Here is a 13,644-nt window from a genome sequence, read left to right as displayed (position 1 = left end):
GACCCCGCCCAAAGGGGCAGGGCCCGTTGCCTTAGCTGTTCATTGCCATCCAGACGCGGTCCGGGCTAAGCGGCATGTCGATGTGTTTGACATCATGCCCACCCCGCTGCAGCGCGTCGATGACTGCGTTGACCACCGCGGGCGGCGAACCGATAGCACCGGCCTCGCCACAGCCCTTCACGCCCAATGGATTATGCGTGCAGGGCGTCATGCAGGAATGGTCCACCTTGAACATCGGCACGTCATCGGCGCGGGGCATGGTGTAATCCATGTATGACCCCGACAGCAGCTGACCGTTTTCGTCATAGGCGCAGTTTTCCAGCAAAGCCTGCCCGATCCCCTGGGCCAGACCGCCTTGGACCTGACCTTCGACGATCATAGGATTGACGACGTTGCCAAAATCATCCGCAGCCGTGAACGACAGGATCTGGACCTTGCCGGTTTCGGGGTCGACTTCAACCTCGCACCCGTAGCCACCACTGGGATAGGTGAAATTCGCCGGGTCATAGAAGGCGGTTTCTTCCAGCCCCGGTTCAATTTCTTCCAGCGGATAGTTGTGGGGCACGTAGGCCGCCAGTGTCACATCCCCCCAGGCAACTGATTTATCGGTGCCCGCCACGGTGAATGTACCATCCTTCAGCTCGATATCCGCTTCCGAAGCTTCCAGCAGGTGGGCGGCGATCTTTTTGGCCTTGTTCAGGATCTTCTCGGTCGCACGCACGATCGCAGATCCCCCAACGGCCAAGGATCTGGACCCATAGGTGCCCATACCCATCGGTGTATTTGCCGTATCACCATGAACGATATCGATCTGTTTTTCATCAATCCCGATCATCTCGGCCACGACCTGGGCAAAGGATGTTTCATGCCCCTGCCCGTGGCTGTGCGATCCGGTCATGACACTGATCGAACCTGTTGCATTCACACGGACGGTCGCGCTTTCATAAAGCCCGGCCCGTGCGCCCAACTGACCCACCAGGTTTGACGGCGCAATTCCGCAGGCTTCGATGTAATGTGAAATACCGAAGCCACGCAGTTTGCCATTTGCCTTGGATTCGGCCGCCCGCACCTCAAAACCCGCGTGATCTGACAGCTCAAGCAGCTTATCCATCGTCGCGTGGTAGTCACCGGTGTCATATTCCACGGCGACCGGGGTGGCATAGGGGAATTCGGTGATGAAGTTCCGGCGACGGATTTCGACCGGATCAATCCCCATTTCACGGGCGGCTTTGTCGACCACGCGTTCAAGCTGGAATGTCGCCTCGGGCCGACCGGCACCGCGATAGGCATCGACCGGCACGGTGTTGGTGAACACCGCTTTGACGTTCACCGAGACAATCGGCGTCGTATAGTTACCGGCCATCAGCGTGCCGTGCAGCCATGTCGGAATACTGCTGGAAAAGGTCGACAGATAGGCGCCCATATTGGCCAGCGTGTCGGTATGAATGGCAAGAAACTTGCCATTTTCATCCAGAGCCAGGCGGATTGTAGTCACGTGATCGCGGCCATGGGCGTCGGACACAAAGGCCTCGGACCGTGACGACGTCCATTTGACCGGGCGCATACACTGTTTGGCGGCAAAGGTGCAAAAGGCTTCCTCGGCATAGTGATAAATCTTGGACCCAAATCCACCACCCACGTCGGGGGCCACCACGCGCAGCTTATGTTCAGGGATATTCAGAACAAAAGCGCCCATCAGCAAACGGATCACATGGGGATTCTGGCTGGTGGTGTAAAGCGTATAGTCATCATTCGCGATGCTGTAATCACCGACAGCCACACGCGGTTCCATCGGATTTGCAATCAGCCGGTTGTTGGTCAGTTCAAGCGTTGTGACGTGATGGGCTGAGTTCATGACCTGTTCGGCCTCTTCCGGGCTGTTGCCCAGGTTCCAGTCGTAGCACAGGTTGCTGCTGAGTTCGTCATGCACCTTGGTTGCGCCGTCGGCCAAAGCCGCCCGCATGTCCAGAACCGGGTCGATTTCGGTGATATCGACGTCAATCGCCTCGGCCGCATCGCGGGCCTGCTCCAGAGTATCCGCGACCACACCGACAATCGGGTCGCCCACATGGCGCACAAACCCTTCGGCCAGAATGGGATGCTTAGGTTCCTGCATGGGCTGACCATGACGGTCGGTCACCTGCCAACCGCAGGGAATGCCACCGGCGCCTTCGAAATCCTTGGCGGTAAAGATCTGCACAACACCCGGCATACCTTCTGCAACGCTTGTGTCGATCCCGTTGATCTTGCCATAGGCGACCTCGGACCTTAGAAAATAGGCATAAGCCTGTCCGTGAATGTTGATATCATCGGTGTAACGGCCTTTTCCCGTCAGAAACCGTACGTCTTCGCGCCGTTTTGAGCTGGCGCCAATGCCTCCGTCTTTTGGCATGGTATCCTCCCTTGGATTGCGAGCGTCAGCCGCTTACTCGGCTGCGATTTTGCTAACGTCCTGACCGGCCGCGGCCATGATCGCTTTGACGATATTGTGGTATCCGGTGCAGCGGCACAGGTTGCCTTCAAGATATTCGCGTATCTCGGCCTCGGACGGGTTGGGGTTTTCCGACAGCAGGGCGGCGGCCGACATCACCATACCCGGTGTGCAGAACCCGCACTGAAGGCCGTGATGATCCTGAAACGCCTGCTGGACAACGCCAAGCGACCCATCCGCGTTTGCCATGCCTTCGATTGTCTTGACCTCGGATCCATCTGCCTCGGCTGCCAGCATTGTGCACGCCTTGACCGCTTTGCCATCCACATGCACCACACAAGCACCGCACTGGCTGGTATCGCAGCCGATGTGGGTGCCCGTCAGCTTTAGATTTTCGCGTAGGAAAGCAGACAACAGCGTGCGGCCCTCGACCTCGCCGCTGGCTGGCTTTCCATTCACGTTCATTGAAACTGAGACCATTCAAACCTCCCTGTAAGTCCCAAAAGACGGCTGTCAGCTTTTGACTAAGCGTTTCAGCCACCCTTTCTTTTCCTCTGGCGCGTCCCCATCGTCCGCGTCTGTAATGTCTTCTTCTTCCTCTGGCCCGTGCAGAGTGTTCTGGAAATTCGTGAAAAACTGATCGGCCATTTTCTTGGAAAATCCGTCAATGATCCGGCTGCCCAGTTGCGCCAGCTTGCCACCGACCTTGGCTTCGACCTCATACTGCAGAATGGTGCCATCGTCGGATGGTGTCAGCGTTACCTTGGCGGCGCCCTTTGCAAACCCGGCCGCACCCCCCTTACCTTCGCCATTCATGGTCAGGCAGGATGGTTCCTGCATTTCCTCAAGTTTCACATGGCCCTTGAACGTCGCCTTGACCGGCCCGACCTTCTGCACAACCACGGCATCAAAGCCATCTTCGGGCGATCCGGTCATTTCCTGACAGCCCGGAATGCATTGTTTCAATATCTCTGGGTTCAGCAACGCGTCCCACACCACCTGTGGCGGCGCGCTGATCTCGCGTGAATCATTCATTTCCATAGAGTTTGTCCCTTTTGACGATACCGTATGAAGTCCTGTGGTTTTCGTGAATACGACTTACGGCCTATATATGTATGACACCGGGTGAAAGGACCGATACTTTTTGGTAAGAGACCCCGGCGATGCTTCGCTGTAGGCTGGGTATAGCAGTATAGGGAATAGTAAGATGCAGCTGCGCTCTGACAGCGTGGAAAAGACCAGCTTCAAGAAAGCGCTGGTGGTGGATGATCACCCGCTGTTTTGTGATGCGCTTGCCCTGACATTGAAAATCGTTTCTGAGATCGAAGATGTCAAAACCACTGATCGGCTTGAAAATGCCTTGCAGATGGTGGGCAACACCGAATTTCCCGATGTCATCATCCTTGATCTGAATCTGCCCGATGTCACCGGGCTGGACGGTCTGATCCGGCTGAAAACCGTGGCACCGCGCACGCCCGTCATCGTGGTGTCGTCGATGGCAGACAACCGGATGATTTCCCATACATTGCGCGCGGGTGCCTCGGGGTTTATTCCCAAACACAGTCAGCGCGAGGTCTTTCGCGACGCTTTTGCACGTTTGGCCGATGGTGAGACATTCACCCCCGACGGCTATGTCGAAGTCAGCGATATCGAAAGCGAAAAACACAGCCCGGACGACGCGCTGTCGCGGCTGTCCAGCCTGACGGTACAGCAATCACGCATCCTGCAACTGATCTGCGAAGGTAAGCTGAACAAGCAGATTGCCTATGATCTTTCGATCGCGGAAACGACAGTAAAGGCGCATGTCACGGCCATCATGCGCAAACTTGGCGTACAAAGCCGCACCCAGGCCGTTCTGATCGCACAAGAGGCCCGCTTTGCAAAGGTCTTGCCAAGCGAGCATTAGCGCCCCTATCCTGATCGTCAGATAACAATAAGCGGGAACGCACAGTGGATGGATCTAAAAATCCGTCTGCTTCGGAGGAGAAAGACGTCAGCAGCTTGCGCAGGGCGCAGGTGGCCAGCAATCATACTGCACCGATTGAGGCCCTGCAGGCGAAGTTGGGTTTGGGCGAATTTGCCCTGGTTTGTCTGTTTGTCAGCCCCGATGCAGACTTTGCGAAATTGGTCGGTCAGGCGAATGCTGCATTCGCTGGTACTCAGGTCATGGCTTGCACAACGGCAGGCGAAATTGGCCAGGGCGGATATCTGGATGATCAGATCGTTGCCATTGCTTTCCCGAAATCGCTGTTTCAGGTCAGTTGCCATCTGGTCGAAAACCTGACGGCATTGGATCAGGACAAGCATGTCGATGCGCTGATCCGGATGCGGGTGGACCTGATGGAAAGCGCTGCGAGCTTCGCGCATGAATTTGCCTTTATGGTCGTCGACGGCCTGTCACTCAGCGAAGATCAACTGGCCGCAGCTATCGCACCGGGCCTTGGACCCGTGCCGATGTTCGGCGGTTCGGCCGGGGACGGCACGCGTTTTGAGCAAACCCTGATTTCGCTGAACGGGACCATCCATCGGAACGCCGCGATCGTCGCCCTGGTCCGCACGCGTTGCCCCATCAAAGTTTTCAGCCTTGATCATCTGACACCAAAAGACGTCCGCATGGTCGTTACCAAGGCCGATCCAAGCCGCCGTATCGTCGAACGCCTGAATGCCGAACCGGCTGCCGCCGAATATGCGCGCATTCTTGGTAAAGACCCGCAGCAATTGGATAATTTTACCTTTGCGGCCAGTCCGGTTGTCGTGCGCCTTGGCGGAACCCATCACGTGCGTGCGATACAGCGTGTGACGCCAGACGGTGATCTGGTGTTCTTTTCCGCCATTGATGAAGGCATGGTTCTGACCCTGGCCGAACCAGAAGATATCGTTTCACATCTAAGCCAGGCATTTCACGATCTTCTGGCCGATAAAAAACCGGATGCAATTATTGCATTTGACTGTTTTTTACGCCGCATAGAGGCAACGCAGAAACAGGTCGGCCATCAGCTTGGCAAAATTCTTGACGAAAACCGTGTTGTCGGGTTTTCAACATATGGCGAGCAGCGCGGCGCCCTTCACGTCAACCACACCATGACCGGCGTTGCCATTTTCACGCCAGAGGATACCGAGTGATGTCACTGATCAATCCAGACGACAGTTTGGAACGACAGAACGAAAAGCTGCTTCAGATCGCAGATGCCTTGATGCGGCGCGTGGAACAGGACACTGACAATAGCGGTATTGCTTACGCTCAGTTTGAACGTGCCGCGCTGTTGGAAGATCAGGTACGGCAGCGGACGCTTGATCTGGAACACACGCTGGATCTTTTGCATGAATCGAACGCGCGACTGGCCGAAGCAATGGCCGAGGCCGAAGATGCCCGTACCAATCTGACCGATGCTATTGAAACCGTGAACGAAGGCTTTGGCCTTTTCGGGCCAGATGATCGGTTGATCCTGTCAAACAGTCGATTCTGCAGGCACATGCATGATATCACCGACCACCTTCAGTCCGGTTTGGACTTTGTTGAATACGTGCGGCTGATCAGCGAAAGCCGCTATCTGGCGCTGCCTGATGATGAAACACCCGATGATTGGGCCCAAAAACGGATGCAGCGTCACAAAGACAATCATGTGATGTTCAATGTGCGGCTGCTGTGGGATCGCTGGCTACAGGTCAGTGAACATCGCACCAAGAACGGCGGTACGGTGATCCTGCAGACCGATGTGACCGACATCATGCGGCTTGAGCGGGAAGAACGAAACAAGCTGCGCGATAAACAGGCCCGCATGATCCGCGCGACGCTGGATCACCTTAATCAGGGGGTTTGCATCTTTGACAAGGACGCGCAACTGGTCGGCTGGAACGCCAAGGTTGGTAGTCTTTTGTCTATGTCGATCAACCATTTTCGCCTTGGCGCGCAGTTCGACACACTACTGGATCAGATGCCAGGCGAGGTCGAATTCAGCGGCGGTTTCAGCCCCAAGAAATTTCGCGCCTGGGCTATGCAGCGGACAAAGCGGCGCCCCTTGTCTTTTGAAGTTCAGCGCAGCTCAGGCGTTATTCTGGATGTCTTCGCCCAGGAAATGCCGGACCAAGGCTTTGTGATCAGCTTCACCGATGTCACGTCCGAACGCGAGGCTGCGAATGCTCTGTTCGAGGTGAATGAGCTTTTGGAACAAAGGGTTATGGAGCGCACGCTTGAGCTGGAGGATGCTCTGGCCGCAGCGGAACGGGCCAATGCATCCAAGTCGCGCTTTGTGGCCGCCGCCAGTCACGACCTTTTGCAACCCCTGTCGGCGGCGAAGCTGTTCGTATCATCGCTGACCGAATCCAGCCGCAGCGCAAGCGATCTTGAGGTGATCGCCAAGGCTGAAAACGCCCTGGCCAGTGTTGAACAGATCATAGACGCGCTGCTGGATATCTCAAAACTGGAAGCGGGCAGCGCCAGTTTTGATATCGCGCCGGTGGCGATGAACGATATCCTGTTGCCGCTTCGCAATGAACTGGAACCGATCGCCAAGAAAAAGGGGCTGGATCTGCGGGTTGTGCCGTCAAATCTGACGGTCAAAAGCGACGCTGCCTTTCTGCGCCGGATCGTGCAGAACCTGATCAGCAATGCGATCCGCTATACAAACAGCGGCAAGGTTCTGGTGGGCGTTCGGCGTCTGGGGAAATCAGCGCGGCTTGAGGTTTGGGATACAGGCCCCGGAATTGCTGAAGAAAATCAAGATGTTATCTTTGAGGAATTTCGCCGCCTGGACGCCCGCGCCAGTGCCAGCGAAGGTATGGGGCTGGGCCTGGCCATCGTCGAACGGGCCTGTACGCGGTTAGGGCACCCATTAGGTCTTTGGTCTGAAGTGGGTCGCGGAACCGGATTTTTTGTCAATCTGTCGATCACCGAACCCAAGGGTACATTGGCGAAGAATGCTCCGATCAAGTCGCGGTTGCAGGCGGTGCAGGATGCTGGGCTGATCATTCTACTGGTCGAGAATGACCATGACCTAAGCCGTGCGATCAGCCTATTGTTGGAAAAGTGGAACGTCAGTGTGCTTGAGGCCACGGATGGCGAAGCGGCCCTGCAGTTACTTGAGGAAATCCAACTGAAACCGGATGCCATATTGCTGGACTATCAACTGTCAGATGACATGGATGGTATTGAATTATTTGAGATTTTACAGAAGCGATACGGCCCGGTGCCAACGCGCATTATCTCGGCCAACCGCAGTGCCGAACTGCGCCAGAACTGTATCAGGATGGGCGTTCAGCTGATCAGCAAACCCATTGATCCTGAGCAATTACGGCTGTTTCTGGAAGAGGTTTTAACCTGAGCGCATCAGGACAACAAATCAACGAATGCTAGGGCTGAAATCAATCAAAACTATGTAAGAGGTCCCGGATCGAGTCCGGGGCTGCGTAGATGAAAGCCTAATCGTTCGGTTCGTGCTGCAGTGGATGGTTGTCGATATTGCGCAAGGGCACGCCCGTGCGCACAGCTGCGCGGCCGATCATGTGGGCGGCCACGGGGGCCGTCAGCAGCAGGAACAGCACGATGGCGATGACACGAAAGATGACCTCGCCATCCTGAAAGAAAATCGCAGCGGCGGCCATGACCAGACCGCAGGCCAGGGTGCCCGCCTTGGTCGAGGCATGCATGCGCACCAGCACATCGGGCAGACGCAGAACGCCAAGGGCGGCGATGAAGGCAAAAAAGCCACCGGTCAGGGCGAAGAAGCTGATCAGATAATAGATCATTTCAGTCCCTCCATCTCTTCCAGTTTTTCGCTTTCGCGGCGGGCGGTGCGGCGTTCGGCAAAGCGCGCCAGCGCGACCGTCGCCAGAAACCCAACCAGCGCCAGCACGATGGCCACATCCAGAAACGCACGATCTTCGGCAACGATGGCAAACAGTCCGCAAAACGCGACGATCAGGATCGTCATCATGTCAAGCGCCACAACGCGGTCGGGCAGGCTGGGTCCCTTGATCAGTCGGATAAAACCAAAGACCAGCGCCGCAATCAGCATCCCGAACGAGATATTCAACGACAGGTTCATGAATTCCACTGGTGTCATGATTCAACGGCCTCCTTCACCCAGCGCTCCATCCCGGATTTCAGGGTTCTGCAAACCGCAACCGGATCATCGGCGAACATGGCGTGGACGATCAGCGTTTTGCGGTCTTCGGACACATCCAGACTAAGGGTGCCGGGGGTCAGTGATATCAGGTTGGTCACCAGAAAAATCCCGGTGTCCGAGGTTACATCCAGCGGCATGTGGACCAGGCCGGGGCGGCTGAGTTGCTGCGGTGTGATGACGTCCCAGACAACGGCCAGGCTGGATACGATCAGTTCATAGTGGAACATCACGATCAGGCGCAGCCAATAGTAGACCTTGCGAAAATAGGGGTTGGGGCCACCCAGAAGCGGTTGGATCAGCCACAGGGCAGCATAGCCAAAGACAAATCCAATGCCCAACGACGGGATCGTCAGGCTGCCCGTCAGGAAGGCCCACATAAAGGCCAGGACGGCATTCAGGCCAAAAAGGTTCATGGCGCGCGCTCTCCTAGAACTGTGGTCACATATTCGGTCGGATCAAGCAACTGGTCCGCGGCCCGTTCAGCGAAGGTGACAAAGGGTTCTGGGAATAAACCTATGATGATTGTCAGCGTGGCAAGGCCTGCGATTGGCAAAAGATAGCACCAGCGCTGGAATTTCGGCATATGGGACAGTTTTGGTTCGATGCCGTCTGGGTGGGCGGGCCAGAAGGCCTGCCCCCAGATTTTCGTCATCGAATAGATTGTCAGCAGGCCAACCAGCAGGGCAATGCCCGCGATGACCCAGGCTTCGATTTCGATCGCAGCAGCCACCAGGATGTATTTCGCCCAAAAGCCCGACAGCGGCGGGAAGCCAGCCAGCGAAAAGGCGGGGATCAGGAAAAGAATGCCCAGCAAGGGGGCCGATTTATAAAGTCCGCCGATGCGGGACAGTTCAGTCGATCCGGCGATACGGTTGGCGACACCGGCGATCAGGAACAGGTTTGCTTTGACGATGATGTGGTGAACAAGGTAGAAGACAGCACCGACAAGGGCAAATTTTGTCGACAGTGCCAGGCCCATGATCATATAGCCGATCTGGCTGACGATATGGAACGACAGGATCTTGCGGAAATCACTTTGTGCGGCCGCACCCAGAACACCGACGATCATGGTAAATGCCGCGACCCACAGCAGAAGCGTATGCGTGAATTGCACGTCGTGGTCAAAGACCAGCGTGAACATGCGGATCAGGGCATAGACACCAACCTTGGTCAGCAGCCCCGCAAAAACGGCCGAGACCGAGAACGCAGGCGTGTGATAGGCGGCAGGCAGCCAGAAAAACAGAGGGAAAAGCGCGGCCTTGACGCCGAAGGCGATCATGAACATCACCGCGACAACGGTCAGCAGCCCCTGATTTTCGACGCGCTCGACGGCCAGGCTTAGATCGGCCAGGTTCAGCGTACCCGTCATGCCGTAGATCAGGCCGATGCCCGACAAAAACAGAATGGTCGAGATAAGGTTCAGCGTCACGTATTTGATGCCGCCGTCTATCTGTTCCTTGCGGCCGCCCAGGATCAGCAGGCCGAAGGACGAAATCAGCATGACCTCAAACCAGACATAAAGGTTGAACAGGTCACCGGTCAGGAAGGCACCTGTGACACCGGCCAGCAGCACCTGAAACAGGGCGTGATAGCCCAGGTATTCCATCCGCTCAGTAATCTCACCCATGCAATAGATGGCAACGGCAAAGCCGGTGATGGCGGTGATCACGACCATCACGGCGCTGAGCAGATCGGCGACCAGCGTGATGCCAAAGGGCGCAGGCCAGTTGCCCATTTGCCCAGCGATGACGCCTTCCTGCAGGACGACATACATCAGCGCGGCACTGGCCAGCAGGCTGGCGCCTGAGCCTATGACGCTGATCCATTTACCATAGACCGATTTCCGCGCGAAAAAGGCGAAAATGGCGGTAATGAACGGGATGGCAAGGGGAAGAGACAGATACCAGCTCACCCGGCGTCCTCCGATCTTGGTTCGGCGACGCGCATATCGTCGGAATAGAGTGTGCCCAGCGTCGTGTAGGCGCGATAGACCAGGATCAGGGCAAAGGCGAACAGGCCAAAGCCGATCACGATGGCGGTCAGGACCAGCGCCTGCGGCAACGCGTTTGCCACACCTTCGGGGGGCAGCAATGCGCCTTCTTCGATCAGGGGGGGTGCGCCCAGCGTCAGGCGCCCGCTGGTGAAGATCACCAGATTGGCGGCGTTCGAAATCAGGATCAGGCCGAATATGAACCGCAGCACATTCCGGGCCAGCATCAGGTAAACGGCGGCGGCGACCAGAACGCCGACGCTGATGGAAAGAAGAATTTCCACCTAGATCTCCTCTTCCATAGCAAAGACAAGGGTCAGGATGCTGCCAAAGACCACCAGATAGACCCCGATGTCGAAAAACAGAACGGTTGAAATGGGATAGCCCTTGTCATCTTCGGTTTCGCCAATGAATAGCCATTGCCCGGTGAAGAACGCATCGTCGAAGAAAAACGAAAACAGACCGGCGGCCAGGGCGATGCCCAGACCGGCCATCGCGATGGATTGCGGCATGACGCGCAACGCTTCGCGGGCCATGGTGGTGCCGCAGGCGATGGCGTAAAGCACAAAGCCGGTGGCGCCGACAAGCCCGCCGATAAACCCGCCGCCTGGTTCATTGTGGCCGCGCAGCAGCATATAGACGGAAAAGATCAGCAAAAGCGCAGACAGATAGCGTGTGGCCACGCGCAGGATCAGCGATTTCATTACTGCGCCTCCTTCGCGGTGGTTCTCAGCAGGGCATAGGCCGACAGGGCCGCGACAACGACCACCGCGATTTCACCGAATGTGTCCAATGCGCGGAAGTCGACAAGGATGACATTGACGATATTGCGGCCAAAGGCTTCGGGCCAGCTGGTCTGTTCGAAGTATTCGGTCAGACGCAGGTCGATGGGCTGTTGCAGAACCAGCAACATCGTGATGGTCGTGACCGTCCCGACACCTAACGCCAGCACCGCATCCAGCGGGCGATGATCATGCCGCCCGGGCTTATCTAAAAATGGCAGGCTGAGCATCGCAATGGCGACCAGAACAACAACAAGTGTTTCGACCAACAGCTGCGTGATCGCAACATCAGGCGCGCCATACATGATAAAGATCAGCGCGACAGCGATACCCACCACACCAAGTGCTGCGATGGCCGTAATGCGCGAACGCGTCAGTACAACGCTGATCGTCCCGGCAATAATCAGTGCGACCACCGCCCATTGTTTGGGTGCCAGGACTTCTATGCCTTCAAGATCAGGCAGATCGGTGCGCAAATACAAAGTCGTTCCAATCGCGGCAAAAAGCGTGGCGAACGTAATGAAAATATAGCGGCGTAGAACACCGGACTGGATCAGGCGGGTCTGAAATTCGGCCAGTGCTTTCAGGCCGTCCAACACGCGGTCCCAGCCGCGGTCGAAGTTCGGCGCGCGGGCGTCAATGGCGGCCAGCGTCCGGCGCAGCGGTTGGTGGAAGACATAAAGGACGAAGCCAATGGCAAATGTCCCCAGACTTAGGAAAAGCGGCAGGTTGACGCCCGCCCACAGTTTGAGTTCCTTCGCCTCATCCGCGGACCCAAGCAGGGCGGCGACGGTCGGTGTGACAAGCGTGCCTTGGATCAGCCCCGGTGCGATGCCAACGATCAGGCCCAGCACTGCCAGAATGATCGGACCGGCCAGCATGGGCCAGGGGGCCTCGTGCGGTTCAACTGGTGTCGGCTGACCGGGCCGCCAGAACGGTTTGAAGGCCACGATCCCGGCCACCGCGAACATCAGCGCATTGGCCGCCAGCGCCATTGACGCGACAAAGACGGGGCTTGTCGCAGCCTCAACCGCGCCTGCGTACATCAGTTCTTTGGCGATAAAGCCGATAAAGGGCGGAATACCCGCCATGGACAGCGCGGCCAAAGCCGCCGCCGCGGCCGTGAAGGGCATGATGCGACCAAGACCGCCTAATATGTCGGCCTCTCGCGTGCCGGTGCCGTGGTCGATGCAGCCGACCATCAGGAACAGCGCGGCTTTATACAGTGAGTGCGTGATCAGGAAGGTTGTGAAAGCGGTGATCGCATAGCCGGAATCGAAAGCCAGAAACAGGGTCAAGGTGCCCAGCGCCATCAATGTGGTATAGGCCAGAACCTGCTTCAGGTCGGTCTGACGGAATGCCAGGACCGAGGCGAAAACAGCCGTGACCGCCCCGAAAATCGTCAGTGTCCACATCCAGACATCAGTGCCCGACAGCGCCGGATGCAGGCGCGCCATCAGATAAACACCCGCCTTGACCATGGTGGCCGAGTGCAGAAAGGCGCTGACCGGGGTTGGTGCCGCCATGGCGTTGGGCAGCCAGAAGTGAAACGGAAACTGCGCGGATTTGGTAAAGGCGCCGGCCAGCACCAGGATCAGGATCGGCAGATAGAGTGCATGGGCACGGATTTCATCACCTTTTGCCAGAATTTCAGATATTTCGAACGTGCCCGCCGCGACGCCCAAAATGATCAGACCCGCCAGCAGGGCCAGAGCGCCCGCACCCGTCAGCAGCAGGGCCTGCAAGGCCGAACGCCGCGATTTGGCAGATTCATTGTCAAACCCGATCAGCAGATAGGACGTGATCGTCGTCAGTTCCCAAAACACAAACAGCGATATCAGATTATCGGCCAGCACCAGGCCCAGCATCGCCAGCATGAAGGACGTCAGATACAGCATGAAGCGGCCATATTGCGGATGACCGGCAAGATAGGTGTTGGAATACAGCATGACCAACGCGCCGATGCCGCTGATCAGCAGGGTAAAGGTCAGGCTAAGGCCGTCGATCAGGAAAGACAGCGAAATCCCCAGGCTGGGCACCCAGTCATAGCTAAGGCGAACGACCTCGCCGTTTGACACAGGTCCGATAAACGACAGCGACCAGATGAAAATCGCCAATGGGATCAGAACGGGGACGGGCCCCAAGATACCGTTCGACTTTGGGCCATCCCCAGTGGCCTGCGCCATCTTATCCCCCGTTTCATCACTGCCCGACTGAGGGGCCTTATTGCCGTAAATCTTGCGGACCACAAGATAATCCAAGGCCCCGGTACTGCGGTCCGGGGCCTGCGCCATCAATTAGGTCACATTTTGCCCT

The 13,644-nt window shown here is 57.0% G+C and carries 13 protein-coding genes; 3 read left to right on the top strand and 10 right to left on the bottom strand.

Annotated elements, in window-relative coordinates:
• Positions 1-31: 31 nt before the first annotated feature.
• Genes H7848_RS01175 through H7848_RS01165 form a run of 3 tightly spaced genes read right to left on the bottom strand, consistent with a single transcriptional unit; the run spans position 32 to position 3,472 of the window.
• A complete protein-coding gene (locus tag H7848_RS01175) occupies positions 32-2,392 on the bottom strand; it encodes a xanthine dehydrogenase family protein molybdopterin-binding subunit (RefSeq protein WP_208347332.1) in 2,361 nt (786 codons plus the stop codon).
• Positions 2,393-2,425: 33 nt separating this feature from the next.
• On the bottom strand, positions 2,426-2,911 hold the full coding sequence (locus H7848_RS01170; RefSeq protein ID WP_208347330.1) for a (2Fe-2S)-binding protein: 486 nt from the start codon (positions 2,909-2,911) through the stop codon (positions 2,426-2,428).
• A 33-nt stretch (positions 2,912-2,944) separates the two neighbouring features.
• Positions 2,945-3,472: an SRPBCC family protein gene (locus tag H7848_RS01165; protein WP_208347328.1), complete on the bottom strand. Its 528-nt coding sequence runs from the start codon at positions 3,470-3,472 to the stop codon at positions 2,945-2,947.
• 166 nt (positions 3,473-3,638) lie between these two features.
• Here H7848_RS01165 and H7848_RS01160 point away from each other — a divergent pair, with 166 nt between their 5' ends.
• From H7848_RS01160 to H7848_RS01150, 3 genes are read left to right on the top strand one after another with little or no spacing between them, the layout of a single operon-like run.
• Positions 3,639-4,337, top strand: a complete 699-nt coding sequence (locus H7848_RS01160) for a response regulator (RefSeq protein WP_208347326.1) — start codon at positions 3,639-3,641, stop codon at positions 4,335-4,337.
• 44 nt (positions 4,338-4,381) lie between these two features.
• The gene (locus H7848_RS01155; protein ID WP_208347324.1) at positions 4,382-5,554 is read left to right on the top strand and encodes an FIST N-terminal domain-containing protein; all 1,173 of its coding nucleotides are present in this window, start codon (positions 4,382-4,384) and stop codon (positions 5,552-5,554) included.
• Positions 5,554-7,752, top strand: a complete 2,199-nt coding sequence (locus H7848_RS01150) for a hybrid sensor histidine kinase/response regulator (protein ID WP_208347322.1) — start codon at positions 5,554-5,556, stop codon at positions 7,750-7,752. Before H7848_RS01155 ends, H7848_RS01150 begins: the two co-directional genes overlap by 1 nt.
• Positions 7,753-7,849: 97 nt before the next feature.
• On the opposite strand, the gene mnhG is transcribed toward H7848_RS01150, so the two are convergent.
• Genes mnhG through H7848_RS01115 form a run of 7 tightly spaced genes read right to left on the bottom strand, consistent with a single transcriptional unit; the run spans position 7,850 to position 13,622 of the window.
• Positions 7,850-8,176, bottom strand: coding sequence for a monovalent cation/H(+) antiporter subunit G (mnhG, locus tag H7848_RS01145; RefSeq protein ID WP_208347321.1), 327 nt, complete (start codon positions 8,174-8,176; stop codon positions 7,850-7,852).
• Positions 8,173-8,493 carry an MrpF/PhaF family protein gene (locus H7848_RS01140; protein WP_208347320.1) on the bottom strand — a complete coding sequence of 107 codons (321 nt, stop codon included), beginning with the start codon at positions 8,491-8,493 and terminating at the stop codon, positions 8,173-8,175. The genes mnhG and H7848_RS01140 overlap by 4 nt, the downstream gene beginning before the upstream one ends.
• The gene (locus H7848_RS01135; RefSeq protein ID WP_208347319.1) at positions 8,490-8,969 is read right to left on the bottom strand and encodes a Na+/H+ antiporter subunit E; all 480 of its coding nucleotides are present in this window, start codon (positions 8,967-8,969) and stop codon (positions 8,490-8,492) included. Before H7848_RS01135 ends, H7848_RS01140 begins: the two co-directional genes overlap by 4 nt.
• Positions 8,966-10,468, bottom strand: a complete 1,503-nt coding sequence (locus H7848_RS01130; RefSeq protein WP_208347318.1) for a Na+/H+ antiporter subunit D — start codon at positions 10,466-10,468, stop codon at positions 8,966-8,968. The genes H7848_RS01135 and H7848_RS01130 overlap by 4 nt, the downstream gene beginning before the upstream one ends.
• Entirely contained in the window at positions 10,465-10,830 is a 366-nt protein-coding gene (locus H7848_RS01125; protein ID WP_208347317.1) for a Na+/H+ antiporter subunit C, read from the bottom strand. The genes H7848_RS01130 and H7848_RS01125 overlap by 4 nt, the downstream gene beginning before the upstream one ends.
• A complete protein-coding gene (locus H7848_RS01120; RefSeq protein ID WP_208347316.1) occupies positions 10,831-11,250 on the bottom strand; it encodes a Na+/H+ antiporter subunit B in 420 nt (139 codons plus the stop codon). It lies immediately after the preceding gene.
• A complete protein-coding gene (locus tag H7848_RS01115; protein WP_237072486.1) occupies positions 11,250-13,622 on the bottom strand; it encodes a putative monovalent cation/H+ antiporter subunit A in 2,373 nt (790 codons plus the stop codon). Before H7848_RS01115 ends, H7848_RS01120 begins: the two co-directional genes overlap by 1 nt.
• Between the last annotated feature and the right edge of the window lie 22 nt (positions 13,623-13,644).

It is taken from the genome of Pseudaestuariivita rosea (assembly GCF_017592335.1).
Classification (GTDB): Bacteria; Pseudomonadota; Alphaproteobacteria; order Rhodobacterales; family Rhodobacteraceae; genus Parasulfitobacter; species Parasulfitobacter rosea.
Note: the sequence above shows the minus strand (reverse complement) of the source record. Positions and strands in the feature narration are given on the sequence as shown.

Bases quoted from the DNA above. Each gene is read 5' to 3' on its own strand.
- H7848_RS01170 (WP_208347330.1), bottom strand. From the start codon at position 2,911: ATGGTCTCAGTTTCAATGAACGTGAATGGAAAGCCAGCCAGCGGCGAG.
- H7848_RS01120 (WP_208347316.1), bottom strand. From the start codon at position 11,250: ATGAAATCGCTGATCCTGCGCGTGGCCACACGCTATCTGTCTGCGCTT.
- mnhG (WP_208347321.1), bottom strand. From the start codon at position 8,176: ATGATCTATTATCTGATCAGCTTCTTCGCCCTGACCGGTGGCTTTTTT.
- H7848_RS01160 (WP_208347326.1), top strand. From the start codon at position 3,639: ATGCAGCTGCGCTCTGACAGCGTGGAAAAGACCAGCTTCAAGAAAGCG.
- H7848_RS01115 (WP_237072486.1), bottom strand. From the start codon at position 13,622: ATGGCGCAGGCCCCGGACCGCAGTACCGGGGCCTTGGATTATCTTGTG.
- H7848_RS01140 (WP_208347320.1), bottom strand. From the start codon at position 8,493: ATGACACCAGTGGAATTCATGAACCTGTCGTTGAATATCTCGTTCGGG.
- H7848_RS01175 (WP_208347332.1), bottom strand. From the start codon at position 2,392: ATGCCAAAAGACGGAGGCATTGGCGCCAGCTCAAAACGGCGCGAAGAC.
- H7848_RS01165 (WP_208347328.1), bottom strand. From the start codon at position 3,472: ATGGAAATGAATGATTCACGCGAGATCAGCGCGCCGCCACAGGTGGTG.
- H7848_RS01150 (WP_208347322.1), top strand. From the start codon at position 5,554: ATGTCACTGATCAATCCAGACGACAGTTTGGAACGACAGAACGAAAAG.
- H7848_RS01135 (WP_208347319.1), bottom strand. From the start codon at position 8,969: ATGAACCTTTTTGGCCTGAATGCCGTCCTGGCCTTTATGTGGGCCTTC.